11 protein-coding genes are annotated in these 13,865 nt (G+C 66.4%); all 11 read right to left on the bottom strand.

Going from position 1 to position 13,865, the window contains the following annotated elements:
• Nucleotides 1–8 precede the first annotated feature (8 nt).
• Nucleotides 9–1,532, bottom strand: a complete 1,524-nt coding sequence (locus tag AC5JJ2_RS16850) for a hypothetical protein (RefSeq protein ID WP_495859180.1) — start codon at nucleotides 1,530–1,532, stop codon at nucleotides 9–11.
• Nucleotides 1,532–2,467, bottom strand: a complete 936-nt coding sequence (locus AC5JJ2_RS16845; protein ID WP_495859179.1) for a prepilin-type N-terminal cleavage/methylation domain-containing protein — start codon at nucleotides 2,465–2,467, stop codon at nucleotides 1,532–1,534. The genes AC5JJ2_RS16850 and AC5JJ2_RS16845 overlap by 1 nt, the downstream gene beginning before the upstream one ends.
• Nucleotides 2,464–2,895, bottom strand: a complete 432-nt coding sequence (locus tag AC5JJ2_RS16840) for a type IV pilus modification PilV family protein (protein WP_495859178.1) — start codon at nucleotides 2,893–2,895, stop codon at nucleotides 2,464–2,466. The genes AC5JJ2_RS16845 and AC5JJ2_RS16840 overlap by 4 nt, the downstream gene beginning before the upstream one ends.
• A complete protein-coding gene (locus AC5JJ2_RS16835) occupies nucleotides 2,892–3,419 on the bottom strand; it encodes a prepilin-type N-terminal cleavage/methylation domain-containing protein (RefSeq protein ID WP_495859177.1) in 528 nt (175 codons plus the stop codon). Before AC5JJ2_RS16835 ends, AC5JJ2_RS16840 begins: the two co-directional genes overlap by 4 nt.
• Before the next feature lie 12 nt (nucleotides 3,420–3,431).
• A complete protein-coding gene (locus AC5JJ2_RS16830; protein WP_495859176.1) occupies nucleotides 3,432–3,839 on the bottom strand; it encodes a prepilin-type N-terminal cleavage/methylation domain-containing protein in 408 nt (135 codons plus the stop codon).
• 164 nt (nucleotides 3,840–4,003) lie between these two features.
• Nucleotides 4,004–5,224: a type II secretion system F family protein gene (locus AC5JJ2_RS16825; RefSeq protein WP_495859175.1), complete on the bottom strand. Its 1,221-nt coding sequence runs from the start codon at nucleotides 5,222–5,224 to the stop codon at nucleotides 4,004–4,006.
• A gap of 17 nt (nucleotides 5,225–5,241) precedes the next feature.
• Nucleotides 5,242–6,936, bottom strand: coding sequence for a GspE/PulE family protein (locus tag AC5JJ2_RS16820; protein WP_495859174.1), 1,695 nt, complete (start codon nucleotides 6,934–6,936; stop codon nucleotides 5,242–5,244).
• A 114-nt stretch (nucleotides 6,937–7,050) separates the two neighbouring features.
• On the bottom strand, nucleotides 7,051–7,452 hold the full coding sequence (locus AC5JJ2_RS16815) for a thiol-disulfide oxidoreductase DCC family protein (RefSeq protein ID WP_495859173.1): 402 nt from the start codon (nucleotides 7,450–7,452) through the stop codon (nucleotides 7,051–7,053).
• 10 nt (nucleotides 7,453–7,462) lie between these two features.
• Complete coding sequence (gene queG / locus AC5JJ2_RS16810; RefSeq protein ID WP_495859172.1) at nucleotides 7,463–8,473, bottom strand: tRNA epoxyqueuosine(34) reductase QueG; 1,011 nt, start codon at nucleotides 8,471–8,473, stop codon at nucleotides 7,463–7,465.
• A complete protein-coding gene (locus tag AC5JJ2_RS16805; RefSeq protein ID WP_495859171.1) occupies nucleotides 8,473–10,110 on the bottom strand; it encodes a DUF8689 domain-containing protein in 1,638 nt (545 codons plus the stop codon). The genes queG and AC5JJ2_RS16805 overlap by 1 nt, the downstream gene beginning before the upstream one ends.
• Nucleotides 10,111–10,243: 133 nt before the next feature.
• Nucleotides 10,244–13,657 (bottom strand): PVC-type heme-binding CxxCH protein, encoded by a 3,414-nt coding sequence (locus AC5JJ2_RS16800; protein ID WP_495859170.1) that lies wholly within the window; start codon nucleotides 13,655–13,657, stop codon nucleotides 10,244–10,246.
• Nucleotides 13,658–13,865: the final 208 nt, after the last annotated feature.

The following is a 13,865-nucleotide window of genomic DNA, read 5'->3' as shown; positions in this document are numbered from 1 at the left end:
CCTGGGTGTCAGTCGCGGGGCGGGTCGAACCCGCCGCCGAGCTCGGTGAGGTCGCGGTAGTAAACGATCCGGGGGAACCCGCCGTTCGTGTCGATCACCGCCTCCACGCGGGCGACCGGGCCGCCGGTCGCGAAGTACCCGATCGACTGAATCCGGTACGTCTGGGTGTACCCGGTGATGTACGTCTCGATGTTCTTGAAAATCTCCATCCGCATCCCGGCCTGGGTGTGCAGCCACGCCCCGGTCTTGTACTCGGCGCTCGCCGGGTCGAGGTCGGCGCGGGCGGAGATCGCGGCCGCCGCGTCCTCCGGCGTCACGCCGGGCAGCACGGAGAGCAGCGTCGGCGGGCAGGTGTTCACGTTGATCCGCGGGTTCAGCTCGTGATTGCTCTTCGCCGTTACCTTGTCGAGGATCGTGGCGAGGTTCGTCTTTAGGTAATTCGCGTCGTTGAGCGGGCAGTTCACCACGACCGTCGGCTCGTTCATGGGCGTGTTCGGCGGGCGGGGCAGGGTGACGCGGGTGTTCACCATCGCGAGCATCGAGTTCCGCACCTGCCGCCGGGCCCTGCCGCCGGCGAGCGACGACTGTACCGCCGACCGGAGGTCCGCCGCGGTGCCGACGCGTGTGTTCCCGGACGGGGCGGAGGTGGACGACGAGGTCGAGTACATCCGGTACGCGACCGTGTAGTCCGCGAGTTCCTGCCCGACGACCGCGGCGAGCTGCTGGTTGACGTTCGCCATGTTCGCGTCGTTCACGTACAGCCGCGGCTGGCCGGCCGAATCGACGTTCAGCTCGTGGCCGTAGACGGTCAGGTAGTCGGCCCACCCGCGGTTGAACGCGTTCCCGTCCGCCTCGTCGGCGTCCTGGACGCCGTTCTTGTTCCGGTCGTTGCCGAAGAGGTTCGAGACGCTCACCCCGCGGACGAGGAGCAGCTCGTCGAGCGTGTTGATCGCGCCGTTCCGCGGCCGGTAGGTCGAGTACGCGGCGGCCTCGGCCCCGTTCGCCCGCTGGTCGTCGTCCGCGTCCAGCCAGTCGGTGATCGCGTCGGCCACGTCCTCGCTCATGTTCGGCAAGAGGATCAGCATCGCCCGCAGCGCCTCGCCGGACGAGTCGATCCGCATCATCGTGTTCAGGTTAACTTTACCCGCCTCGTCGGCGACGCCGTACCGGGTGACGTACGCGCCGCCGTCGGTCGAGCCGTCGCCCTCGGCGACGCTAACGATGCTGAACCGCCCGCCGCCCCGCGGCCCGTCGGCCGTGACGGTGACGTTCGCGAGCGCCTGGTAGTTGTCGTAGGGGTTGTCGCCGAGGACGTTCGCCAGCGAGTTCGGGTCGGCGAGTAGGCCCATCGTGTAATGAATCCCCGAGACGGCGAACGCCTTCGCCTGGGCGGCCTCGCCGTTGCGGTACGCGACCTTCTGCTCGCCGGCCATCGCGTCCGCGAACCGGTACGACACGAGCGACAGCACGACGATGACGATCAGCACGGCGACGAGGACGTAACCGCGGCGGTCTCGGCCGGTGGCTCGCATCACATCCCCGTTGTGGAAGTCGTGTCCGTGGTGGCGGTGTCCGTCGCCGGGGCCGGCGGGGTGTACGTGCCCACCGCCGCGCGGATCGGGAACACGTGCTCGACCCGCTTTTGCGTGCCGTTGCCGTCCTCGATGAGGAGCGTCATGCGGATCGCCCGCGGCGGCCCCTTGACCGTCTTGCCGTCCTCGTTCTCGTCGTCCCCGGCCCACGACGTACTCCACGTCCCGCCGTCGAAGTACTCGAACTTCACGTCGATCACTTCCTCGGCGATCAGGTCCACCGCTTCCTGCGAGTGGTCCGGGTCGGTCGAGTTCCGGACGCCGTCGGCGGTCACCAGGAACTGCTCCTGCCGGCACAGCCCGCCGGTCGCGGCGAGGTAGTACGTGATCCGCCGGAGGTCCGGCTTCGGGTCGCCGCCGAGGGCCGTCTCGGCCGCGGAATCGGGGTTCACGAGGTCGGTCGGCACGCGGCTGACGTACAGCGTCAGCTGCTTGTCGGTCCCGAACACGCCGCCCTGGAACGGCACGTCGGCCGCGACCTCGGTGTCGGAACTCGTCGTGCCGGTGTCGGTCGTCTCCGCGGACCCCGTGTCGGCCGAGCCGGTGTCCGTCGTGCCGGTCGTCCCCGTGGTCCCGGTCGTCGTGGTCGAACCGCTCGTCGTGGTCGAACCCGTGGTCGAGCTTTGTGCGATCCCGCCGCCGGACTTCGGGGGAAGGGGGCCGAGGCTGCCGGACAGGTCGATTGTCATCCGGTTGACGACCGCGCGGGCGAGGTCGCCGTTCGCCACCGCCGTCCGGCCGGTGTCGGTCTGCTTCACGACCATTTCAAAGAGCGCGTACACGCCGCCGAGGAGCAGGATGCCGATGACGGTCGCGAGCAGGACTTCCAGCAACGTGAAGCCGGGCCGGCGGGTGGTGTGGCGTGCGAGCATCATGGCGCGGCCCCCGTGGCTTCCGGTTTCGCAATCTCGCCGGACTTCCCCATCTGGCGGCTGTCGTAGACGATCTGCGTGTGCGTCACCGTGACCGGCTTGCCGGTCGTCCGGGACACGGTGACGGCCACCGTGTAGACGTTCGGCACGCTCATCGCCGTGGACACGACCTGCCACGACCACGCGGGTTCGGCGTCGAACGTCCCGGACACGTTCGCGTCGGGCGTCAGCACGCCCGCCTCGATCTCGGCCAGCTTCGATTGCGCCAGCCGGTTCGCGTCCGACTGGAACGTCGCGTCCAGGGCGGCGTCGGTCCCGATGTCCAGCAGGCGAGTGAGGGCCGTCATCGCGAGCAGGAAGATGCCCATCGACAACAGCACTTCCAGGAGCGTGATGCCGTCCCGCCGGCCAAGGGGTCGTCGCGCGATCACGGCTGGCCCCCAGTCGGGTTGGCGGTCACGGTCACGTTCCCGGTCAGCCCGCGGATGCGGAGCGTCAGCGGGGCGACGCCGTCCTCGTTTAGCTGGACGAACACACTGTCCTCGCGGCAGGTCCCGTCCGGCAGGAGCGTCGCCACCCGCTGGATGCCGGAAGCGTCCGTCACCGGCGAGTCGCTCTCGACGAGTGCGATCGTCACGCCGGCCGGGAGGTCTTCTTGCCGGGTGACGGGTTGCTCGGTTTGCGCCATGGGGTCGGTGATATAGGCGTCCGGTTCGACGCGAATCGTCCGCCCGTCGGCCGTGAACGAGAGCTTGTAGTTCCGGCCGTCCTCGATCGCCTTCGCCCGCCCCTCGGCCAGCAGGCTGCGGAGGATGTCCGCCCCGGCCTTGAGGTTCGTGTTCCCGCGGAGGCCGGAGAGCGTCGGCAGGATCAACGCGCCGAGCACGAGCAGGGCCGCGAGCACGGCCAGCAGCTCGAGCAGCGTAAAACCCCGGCGGCGCGTGCGGCGGATCATGTGCGTCTCGGGTCAGCGGCGGGGCCAGACGATCTCTTCGCTCGTCTTCGGATTGATGGTGTAGAACTGAATCCGTTCTTCGCCCGTTTCGCCGGACTGGATGAACCGGAACTGATACGGGTTGTACCACGGGTCGGTCAGCCCGGCCTCGCCCTGGGTAATCTTCGGAATTAGCATCTGCATGTTGAACGTCCCGGAGTTGACGTTGTCCGGGTTTTGTAATGCGATCCCCTTATAAGCGGTTTCCAGTGCCTGCATGTCGAGCGTGGCCTTGTTGATCTTGGCGTCGTCGAGGAAGCTGAATACGGCGATGCTGGCGACGCTCGCGAGGATGACGAGGATCGCGACGACGACGAGGACTTCGAGGAGCGTGAAGCCCGGCCGGAGGTGGCGCGGGGTACGAGAACGAGCGGCAATCATCGGAATCTCCAGGAAAGGCAGTTCAGGCAGGTGTTGTTAGTTTAGCGGCCGTGAACTTAACGGAACATGAGACTTTAAGTCCCAAGTAGAAAACCAGTTGCGTCAAATTATGAGAGAGGACACCTTCGCGATGTCCTCTCCCTTCTCATAAACGCGGCCGCGCGTCATTCGGGACTGACGGCCTGACCCATTTTGAAGATCGGCAGGAGCAACCCGGCCACGACTAACAACACGACGCCGGCCATGACGAGCAACATCAGCGGTTCCAACAACTTCACCATCAGCTCCAGGTTGCGGGCCGTCCGCTTCTCCAGGCTGTCGGCCACGCCGACGAGGACGGTCTCCAGCGTGTTCGCCTCTTCGCCGACGGCGATCATCTCGACCACGTCGGCCGGGAAGTGCGGGCTGCGGCGGAGCGGGTCGGCCAGCTTCTGGCCCTCCATCACGCTGTCGGTCGATTTCTCCACCACCTCCGCGAGCACCCTGTTCCCGGTCGAGTCCTTCGCGATCGTGAGCGACTTCAGGAGCGGGATACCGTTGTGCAGCATCGTGCCGAGGATGCGGGTGAACCGGGAGATCGCGAGGGCGAGGAAAATCTTGCCGAACAGCGGCAGCTTCAACCGGATCGCGTCGGCCGTGCGGCGGCCGGACCCGCGGGACCAGCGGACGAGCAGGATGAACCCGACGACCAGCCCCAGCATTGTCATCACGCCGGCCCAGGACTGCTGGAAGTGGCTGAACGAGATCAGCGCCGTCGTCAGGGCGGGCAGCTGGTCCTTCTCCTTCAGCTTCTGGAAAATCGGCTCGAACATCGGCACGAAGAAGATGACCAGCACGTTCAACACGACCGTCCCGGCGACGGCGAGGAAGACGGGGTACGCCAGCGCGCCGATGACCTTCGCCTTCAGGTCTTCCTGGTGCTCGACGAACGTCGCGATCCGCTTCAGCACGTCTTCGAGGAACCCGCCCTCCTGCCCGGCCCGGACCATGCTGACGGCGAGTTCGTCGAACACCTTCGGGTGCGCGGACATCGCTTGCGCCAGGCTCGTGCCGTCGGCGACTTTCATTCGGATGTCCCGCATGACGGCGGACAGCCGCTTGTTCGTGGTCTGCTTTTCGAGGATTTCCAGCGACCGCAAGAGCGCGACGCCGGAGTGGAGTAAGTCCGCGAGCTGCGAGTAGAGGGTGCAGGTTTCCCGCTTGCTGACGCCGGAGAACAGGCGGAACCCGCCCCCCGCGGCAGAGTCCCCGCCGGACGCGATCTTGATCGGGAAAAGGCCCCGTGCGTCGAGCATAGTCGCGACCTCGCGCTCCGTCGCGGCGGTCAGCGTGCCGGTCTGCTTGAGGCCGGTCTTCGCCAGGGCTTCGTAGGTAAAATCGGGCATGGGTCCGGTTCGGCTCGTTAGGAAATGTCGCCCGCCGTCGTGCGGCCGACTTCGTCGATGGTCGTCACCCCGTTGAGAACCTTCTGCCACCCGTCCTGGCGGAGCGTCCGCATCCCGTTCTTGATGCCTTCCATCCGCAGGACGTTCGCGTTCGTCTTCTGGACGACGAGGTCCTTGATGTAGTCGTTCGTAATCATCAACTCGTGGATGCCGGTCCGGCCGCGGTAGCCCGACTGTCGGCAGGCCCGGCAGCCCGCCCCCTTGTGGAGGACGTGCCCGGCCGCCCCGTTCTTCGGGAAGTCGATCGGCACGTCGTCGGCCTCCGGCGTGTACGTCGTCCTGCAATCCGGGCAGATCGTCCGCACAAGCCGCTGGGCCATGATGCCTTCCACGGTCGTGGACACGAGGAACGGCTCGACGCCCATGTCGATCATCCGCGTGAACGCGCTCGGGGCGTCGTTCGTGTGCAGCGTGCTGAACACCAAGTGCCCGGTGAGCGACGCCTGGATCGCGGCCTCGGACGTTTCGAGGTCCCGCATTTCGCCGATCAGGATCACGTCCGGGTCGTGCCGGAGGATCGACCGCAGGGCATGGGCGAACGTCAGCCCGATCTTGGCGTGCGTCTGAATCTGGCTGATGCCGGGCTGCTGGTACTCGACCGGGTCTTCCACCGTGATGATCTTCAGCGTCTCGTTCTTGACCTCGTTGAGCGCGCTGTAGAGGGTGGTCGATTTCCCGGACCCGGTCGGCCCCGTGACGATGATAATGCCGTGCGGCAGGTCGATGAGTTGCCGGAACCGCCGGTCGATCTCCGGCAGGAAGCCGATGTTCTTCAGGTTGAAGACCATGCGGCTCTTGTCGAGCAACCGCATGACCATCCCCTCGCCGTGGACCATCGGGATGATCGACACCCGCACGTCCACTTCGCGGCCCTGGACCCGCATCTTAATCCGGCCGTCCTGCGGCAGCCGCTTCTCGGCAATGTTCAGCCGGGCCATGATCTTCAACCGGCTGACGATGGCCGCGGCGAACCGGTTGATCTCCTGCGGCAGCTTCTGCTCCTGGAGCAGGCCGTCGATCCGGTAGCGGACGCGAAGCCCTTCTTCCTCGTGTTCGATGTGGATGTCGCTCGCCCGCTCGTTCGCCGCTTCAACGAGGATTTCGTTCACGAGCTTGACGACCGACGCCTCTTGGGCCTGCTTCGCGAGTTCGCTGTCGTCCGACTCGAAGTCTTCGAGGAACTCGACATCGTCTTTCCGATCTTCGACGAGGCTGGAAACGGTGTCGCCGCCGACGCCGAAGTGCGTCTTGATGAGCCGGGAGATTTCCTTCGGCGAGCCGAGGACCGGGTGAACTTGTAGGCCCGTGAGGGTGGTGAGTTCGTCCAGTGCGTAAGCGTCGTAAGGGTCGCCGGTGGCGACGACGATCGTGCCGTTGTGCCGGCTGATCGGCATCAGGTTCTTGCGGTTGAGCAGTTTCAGCGGCGCGCCGGCGAGGGCGTCCGGCTCGACCTTCACTTGCGTGAGGTCCACCCACTCCATGCCGAACTCGTCGGCGAGGACGGGGAGCATCTGGTCTTCCTTGACGAACCCCTTCTCGACGAGCGTGGCGTGCGGCGACCGTTCCGGGGCGGCGGCGATGGCGTCCGCGGCCCGCATCCGGTCGGCCTCCGGGATGACGCCGCGGGCAATCAGAGACTGGAGTAGTTGCATAGATCGCGTCGGTCGGTGGGGTCGGCTCTCACAATCCGAAATTCTAGCCGACTTTGAATGAGAAGTTACTGAGTTTGGGGACACTTTGCGGAAAGTCGCTACCGGTTCTGAGGGTTACCCCACCTGGCAGCGGCCGGTTTCACAAGCAACCCGCTTCCTCTTCGGTAGCTTCGGCCGGACCCACGCGAACAGGGCGTACCCGACCTGCGCCACGGGCCGCACGAGCGGTAGGTTCGCGAAGATCGCCAGCCACCGGAAGCCGGGGACGACCTCCCACATCGCGATCAGGGCGTCGAGGCCGGTCCGCAACTCGCCCTCGTCGTCGCGGACGTGCATCGTTTTGTGGACCGCAACCGGATCGACGCCGTAGGCGGTTGGGTCGAAGTCGTCGGCCGCGATGTCTACATAAACGAGAGAACCATCCGGTACGAGACGGCGAAACAGGTCGATTTCGCGCGAGCAGAGTTGACAGAGGCCGTCGAAGTAGATCGTGCGAAGAGGCAATGTGTTTCCCATGTCCTCATTCTTAGACGGGGTGTCGTTCGTGAATCCGGCCGATGGCCCAACGCACCGCGTCGCGGACGACTTCGTTCGCGTCGTCCGCGAATGCTTCGAGGTGGGGCAGGGCACTCGACTCGCCGACGTTGCCGAGGACGACGGCCGCGTTCCGCCGCAGGCCGTGCCAGCCGGGGCGGTACAGCGGTGTTCCCTTGAACCGCGCGCGGAACGCGGCCTTCGACATCCGCAGCACCGCGAGCGGCTCGAGCGCGGACAGCGACGGGTCTGTCGGGAAGCTGCCGGGTCCGGCGTGGCGGTTCCACGGGCACACGTCCTGGCACACGTCGCAGCCGAACAGCCAGTCACCGACCGCCTCCCGCAGTTCGAGCGGGAACGGGGTCTTGGTTTCGATGGTGAGGTAGCTGATGCACTTCCGCGCGTCGAGCGTTCCGGGACCGACGAACGCCTGCGTCGGGCACGCATCGAGGCATGCCCGGCACGTCCCGCAGTGGCTGCCTGCGTGGGGTTCGTCGGCCGGCAGGTCGAGGTTCGTGAGCAGCGCCGCGAGGAAGAAGAAGCTGCCGCGGTGCTTGTTGATGAGCATCGTGTTCTTACCGAACCAGCCGAGGCCGGCCCGTCGGGCGAAGTCGCGCTCGAGCAGCGGGGCCGAGTCCGTGACGCCGTGCGACCGCGCCCCCGGCACGAGTACAGCCAGCCAGTCACGGAGGTGGTTTACGCGGTCCCAGATGTACCGGTGGTAGTCGGGTCCACGTGCGTAGGCCGCGACGCCACCGGAACCGCGGCCGTACTCCAACCCGAGCATCGCGACCGTCCGCACGCCCTCAAACACACTTGCGGGATGCCGCCGGGCCTCGCGGTGCTCTTCGAGGTAGTCCATCTCGCCGTGGAAGCCGCGGTCGAGCCACGCGGCGTAGCGGTCGAACCCGTCCGCCGCCGTCGCCGGCGCGACGCCGAAAAGCGAAAAGCCGAGGCTTTGAGCCTCGGCCTTTAGCCGGCCTTTAATCTCGGGAGCGTCCATCAAGTCACTTTCGCGCCGAAGTCCCGCTTCGCCTCGTTGATGAAGTACGTCGAACAGGCCATGTCGATCAGGTCCGGGCTGAAGTTCACCCGCTCCATGTTGTACTTCGCGATGGAAATCATCTGGTCGAGGATGTCCCGCGGCTGGCACATCCGAAACGGCCGCTTCGTCGGCTTGTACCACTTGTCCACCAGGTAATCGACGCCGCTCGGGTCGAAGTCCACGCGGCGGCCCTTGCAGACCAGCTCCCAGATTTTGCGGAAGTGCTCCTCGCTCGGGTCCTTCACCTCGATCTTGAACTTGATCCGTCGAAGGAACGCCTCGTCCGCGAGCTGGCCGGGGTCGAGGTTCGTGCTGAAGATCAGGATTTGGTCGAAGGGCACTTCCACCTTCGTGCCGGAGACGGTGTTGAGGTAGTCGTACTTCTTCTCCAACGGCACGATCCACCGGTTGAGCAGGTCCATCGCCCGCATCTGCTGGCGGCCGAAGTCGTCGATCATGAAGATGCCGCCGTTCGCCTTCATCTGCAGCGGGGCCTCGTAATACTTCCCCGTCGCGTTGTACTTCAGGTCGAGCATCGGCATCGTCAGCTCGCCGCCGACCACGATCGTCGGCCGCTTGATCTTGATGAACCGCCGGTCGAACTCGGACGCCTTCTTCAGAATCGACGTGGTGACGTTCTCGTCCTCGTCCTCGGCGACGGCCGTGTGCAGGATCGGGTCGTACACGCGGATGATCTGCCCGTTCACCTCGACCGTGTGCGGGATGTAGATGGTGTCGCCCATGAGCCGGGTGATCCGCTCGGCGATGCTCGTCTTCCCGTTGCCGGGGTAGCCGAAGAAGAAGATCGACTGCGCCGAGTTGATGGCCGGGCCGATCTCGTTGAACACCTCGTCGGAGATGATGAGGTCCTCGAACGCCTTGCGGATGCTCCGGCGGGTGACCATGATCTTCTTCACCGTCTGCGCCAGCACCGCCTCGACGTAGTCCGAGAACGGGACCGGCAGCGGGCCGACGTAGCTCGTCTTTTCCATCGCCTCCTGGAGCGCGGCCGCCCCCTTCGGCGGCTTGATCTCGTAGATGAACCCGGCGTCCCCGCCGCCGGACCGCTGGCCGACGATGTCCACGAGCGTCTGCTTCCGCATCGCCTGGAGGACCGGGCCGAGGACGGGGAAGGGGATCGCCAGCTCGTTGGCGATTTCGTTCCCGGTGATCTGCCCGCGGTTGAAGATGACCCGCAGCACCATGTCGAACAGGAACGCCGACGGCAGGCCGAGGTCTTCCCACTTCGACGGCACGCGGGGCGAGTACTTGTTGCCCGTCATCGGGGCGACTTCCTCGTCCGACGGCGGCGGGTCGCCGAGGAGCGTCACCCCGTCGAGGCTGCCGAACCGCTGGGCGTCGGCGAGGAGTTGCTCGTAGTGCAGCTTGTGGAGCTGCAGGTGCTCGATGGCCTCCTTGTCCCCCTTCTCCTCGGCTTGCGCGAGGCAATCCAACACGGCCGGGGCGACGGCGTACTTCACGCCGTCGATGTACATGTGGTGCAGGTACTCGCCGGGCCGCACGTAGCAATCGGTCGTGTGCGTCGGCAGTTGCAGCATCTGCTGGTAAAATTCGTTCGCGATAATGAACCGCATCGTCCACCCGTGCGCGGGGAAATTTCGCGTGGCCGGATGAACTATAGAACACGGATCGGGGATTCCGCCGGACGTGTGAAAAATCGCGACCCGCCCGGAGCGCCGGGCGGGTCGTTTGAAACCGTCAGCCGAATTACTTCCCGCCGACGACGGAAACGCGGGCCGGGGAGTCGGCCGCGTCGATCAGTTCGCACCGCAGGTCGGCCTTCCGCTTCGACCGATCCACTACGACCGTTACCGTCGTCAAGCCGGGCTTCACGTCGATTTTCGTTTCGGCCTTCACCTCGACCGACGCCTCGCCCACGTAGGCCAACAGGCCCTCGACCGCGTTGAACTTCAACACGGTCGGGCCGCCGACGGTCGCGTTCAACTGGAACCGCACGACCGAGAGTGGGTCGGACCCGTTCCACACGACGAACGACGGGATCTCGCCGACCGGCAGGTCGCCGCCGACCTTCGCGTAGACCGGCTGCCACGGGAATTGGGCCGGATTCTCGACGGCGGCCGTGACGCGGGACCGGCGGAACAGGTTCGTGGCGGCCGGGGTCGGGTCGAGGTACTGCCACCGCCGCACCAACCGGGCCGGGTTCGGGGCGTAGGGGCCGACCTTGCCGAGTTCGGACAGGAACCGCACGAGGTCCACGAACTCCTGCCGGGTGAGCGTGTCGGTCAGGCCGTCCGGCATGAGGGACCGCGTTTGCTTCTTGGTGTCGATGTCGTCGGCCGGGATGCTGACTTCCTTGTCCTCGGCGTTGCGGAGGACGAGTTCCGTCTTCGTCTCGCGGAGTTTGATGCCGCTGACGACCTTGCCGGACAGCGTGTTCACTTCGAGGGCGTGGTAGCCTTCCTTGATCGCCTTGTTAGGGATCAGCATCGACTCGACGAGGTAGTCCGGCTGGGCGCTCGCGCCGATGCTCGTCATGTCCGGCCCGACCTGCCCGCCGACGCCGGCGATGGCGTGGCACGCGAGGCACTGGTTTTCCTTCCGCCGGTAGACCGCCTCGCCGCGGGCGGCGTCGCCGGCCTTCAGCACGTCGGCGACGTACTGCTTGACCTCGTCGGCGGTCGGCTCCTTCTTCGCCGCGCCGAGGTTGCCGGCCTTCGTGAGTGCCGCGACCAACTCCGGCACGTTCTGCGACGACGCGCGGACGGCGCGGAGGCCGACCTTCGCCACGTCCGCGGGGATGATCTTGCCGGTCAGCCCCTTCGCGAGTGCTGCCGGACCGCCCTTGCGGGTGAGGAAAGACTGGTAGAAATCGCCGAGGTCGTCCTTCCCGTCGGACGCCGCGAGGATGTCGGCGGCGTCTTTCGCGGCCTGAGCGAGGTCAATGTTGATGAACGCCTGGGCCGCCAGTCGTCGCTTGAGAAGCGGTTCCTCCTTCGCGAGCGAAGCGTTGAGGAAGTCTCGCGTCTCCCGTCCGCCGAGTGAAACCAACCCGTCGAACGCGGCGACGCGGGTTCGCACGTCGGCCGCGGCGTCGCCGGCTTGTTTCTCGAGCAACGGTCGTAGCTGCTCGACTTTAACGAGTCCGATGAGTCGAAGGCACAGAGCGGCCACCCCGGTGTCTTTCGCGCTCGCGAGTTCCTGCAGGGGAGCCGCGTCTATCGTGGGGATTTTTCCAAAGGAGGGACGCCGCACGTTCGCCTCCAACCCGGTCAGGACCTCGGTGCGGAACGCGAGGTCCGGGTCGGAGACCGCTGCCTTCAGAATCTGGGCAAGCTCGTTCGGACCGCCGATCTTCGCGAGCAACAGCCACAGCGCCTTCCGCCGGTCGGCGGGCGTCGCGCCGTCCGACGCGAGCTTCAAGAGCGGCTGAGCCACGTCCTTCGACCCGACGGCATTCAGTGCGAACGCAAGAGCCTTCGGGTCGCCGCCGAACGTGACGGTTCCTTCCTTGAACGCGGGCAGCCAGTGCGGTTCGAGGTCGCGGACGGTCAGCCACAGGGCGTAGTCAATGATCGGGTCGAGCGGCTTCTGCAACGCGGCGAGGGCTGTTTCCACCGCCGGCGGCGTCGTCCACCGGGCGACGGCGCGGACCGCCTCCATCCGCACCTGCGGGTGGTCGTCGGTCACGGCCTTCGTCCAGTCGCCGGGTTGGTTCAGCTTCATGAACGGGTCGGACACGATCCGCACGGCCGCGGCACGGACGTGCGGGTCCTTCGCGCTCAACAGCGGCTGGAGCGATTCCAGGTCCGTCGCGGCGAACGACTGCCGCACCCACGCGGCCTCCAGTTTCGCCGCCTCGTCGGCTTGCGCCGCCTCCCACTTCGCCAGCTCCGGCAGCACCGCGTCCTTGCCGCGCTCCTTGAGGACGCGCTTCGCCTGTTGCCGCGTCCAGCCTTCGGGGGCCTTCAATTGTTCGAGCAGCTCCGGCACGGTCGCGTCCACCAGCTTCGGCCTCGCGACGAGCGGCCGGCCCTTCGCCGTCACCCGCCAGATGCGGCCGTGCGTCTTGTCCCGCCGCGGGTCCCGAAAGTCCACCTCGCCGTGCTGGATGATCGGGTTGTACCAGTCGGCGATGTAGATCGAGCCGTCCGGCCCCATCTTCACGTCGATCGGCCGGAACGCCGGGTGGTTCGTCTTGATGACCTCCGTCATCTCGCGGGACTCGTAGGTTGATGCCGCGTCGCGCAAAACGAACCGGCAGACGCGGTGGCCGCGGAAGTCGTTGGTGATGGCGTTCCCCTGCCAGTCGTCCGGCAGGTGGCGGCCGCTGACGACCTCCAGTCCACAGTGCTTCGGGCTGCCGGGGTTCATGCCGCCGAGGATGCGGGTCGCGCCGACGGCCGTGACGTAGTACGCGCCGGGGATGCCGTGGTTCACGCCCTCTCCGTACGCGCCGTCGGTGATGAGCGACTGGCCGAACTTGTCGAAGTGGTGGCCCCAAGTGTTCACGAACCCGCGGACGAACACGTCGAGTTCGGTCGTTTCCGGGCGGAACCGCCAGATGCCGCCGCCGTTGAGCCGCTTGACGCCGTGCGGCGTTTCGAGGTGGCTGTGGATGTAGATCGACTGGTTGAAGTAGAGCGTCTGGTCCGGCCCCCAGCGGAACGTGTGGATGATGTGGTGCGTGTCCTCCGTGCCGAACCCGGAGAGCAGCACGCGGGCGCGGTCGGCCTTGCCGCCGGGCTTGCTGGCGCTGAGATGGACCAGCTCCGTGCTGTTCGCGACGTAGGCCCCGCCGTCGCCGGGTTCGACGCCGGTGGGGATGAGCAGCCCGTCGGCGAACACCGTCGTCGAATCGGCCTTTCCGTCGCCGTCTTTATCTTCGAGGATCAGAATCTTGTCGTTCGCCTTCTCGCCCGGCTTGATCTGCGGGTACGTCTCGCTGGACGACACCCACAAGCGGCCGGCCGGGTCGAAGTTGATCTGCAGCGGCTTCGCGAGCAGCGGGTCGGCGGCGAACAGGTTCACCTCGAAGCCGGGGGCGACGATGAACGACTTCCGCTCGACCTCCGGGTCCGGGTCCGGCACGATGGCGTTCGCCTGGGCCGACGCGAGGAGCGGGAGGAGGAGCAAAGCGGGCAGGGCGGCGGCGTATCGCATGGGATGAGGGTGTGGTGGGTGGGAGAAAGCCCGCGGACGATCGTCCGCGGGCTTTGATGGGTCACTTGTTGAGAAGTTGTTTCAATTCCTCTTCCGCCTTCGCGATGAGCGGGTCGAACTCGACGATCTCCTTCGCGTTCTTCCCCTGCTCGTGCTTGCGGAAGCCGAACAGGTACGTCTCGTTCTGCGGCCGCCAGCGGTGGAAGAA

Source organism: Limnoglobus sp. (assembly GCF_059499385.1).
Note: the sequence above shows the minus strand (reverse complement) of the source record. Positions and strands in the feature narration are given on the sequence as shown.

What these genes read in the sequence shown, in the direction of transcription:
- AC5JJ2_RS16815 (WP_495859173.1), bottom strand. Translation starts at nt 7,452, where the DNA reads ATGGGAAACACATTGCCTCTTCGCACGATCTACTTCGACGGCCTCTGT.
- AC5JJ2_RS16850 (WP_495859180.1), bottom strand. Translation starts at nt 1,532, where the DNA reads ATGCGAGCCACCGGCCGAGACCGCCGCGGTTACGTCCTCGTCGCCGTG.
- AC5JJ2_RS16820 (WP_495859174.1), bottom strand. Translation starts at nt 6,936, where the DNA reads ATGCAACTACTCCAGTCTCTGATTGCCCGCGGCGTCATCCCGGAGGCC.
- AC5JJ2_RS16800 (WP_495859170.1), bottom strand. Translation starts at nt 13,657, where the DNA reads ATGCGATACGCCGCCGCCCTGCCCGCTTTGCTCCTCCTCCCGCTCCTC.
- AC5JJ2_RS16805 (WP_495859171.1), bottom strand. Translation starts at nt 10,110, where the DNA reads ATGCGGTTCATTATCGCGAACGAATTTTACCAGCAGATGCTGCAACTG.
- queG (WP_495859172.1), bottom strand. Translation starts at nt 8,473, where the DNA reads ATGGACGCTCCCGAGATTAAAGGCCGGCTAAAGGCCGAGGCTCAAAGC.
- AC5JJ2_RS16825 (WP_495859175.1), bottom strand. Translation starts at nt 5,224, where the DNA reads ATGCCCGATTTTACCTACGAAGCCCTGGCGAAGACCGGCCTCAAGCAG.
- AC5JJ2_RS16845 (WP_495859179.1), bottom strand. Translation starts at nt 2,467, where the DNA reads ATGATGCTCGCACGCCACACCACCCGCCGGCCCGGCTTCACGTTGCTG.
- AC5JJ2_RS16835 (WP_495859177.1), bottom strand. Translation starts at nt 3,419, where the DNA reads ATGATCCGCCGCACGCGCCGCCGGGGTTTTACGCTGCTCGAGCTGCTG.
- AC5JJ2_RS16830 (WP_495859176.1), bottom strand. Translation starts at nt 3,839, where the DNA reads ATGATTGCCGCTCGTTCTCGTACCCCGCGCCACCTCCGGCCGGGCTTC.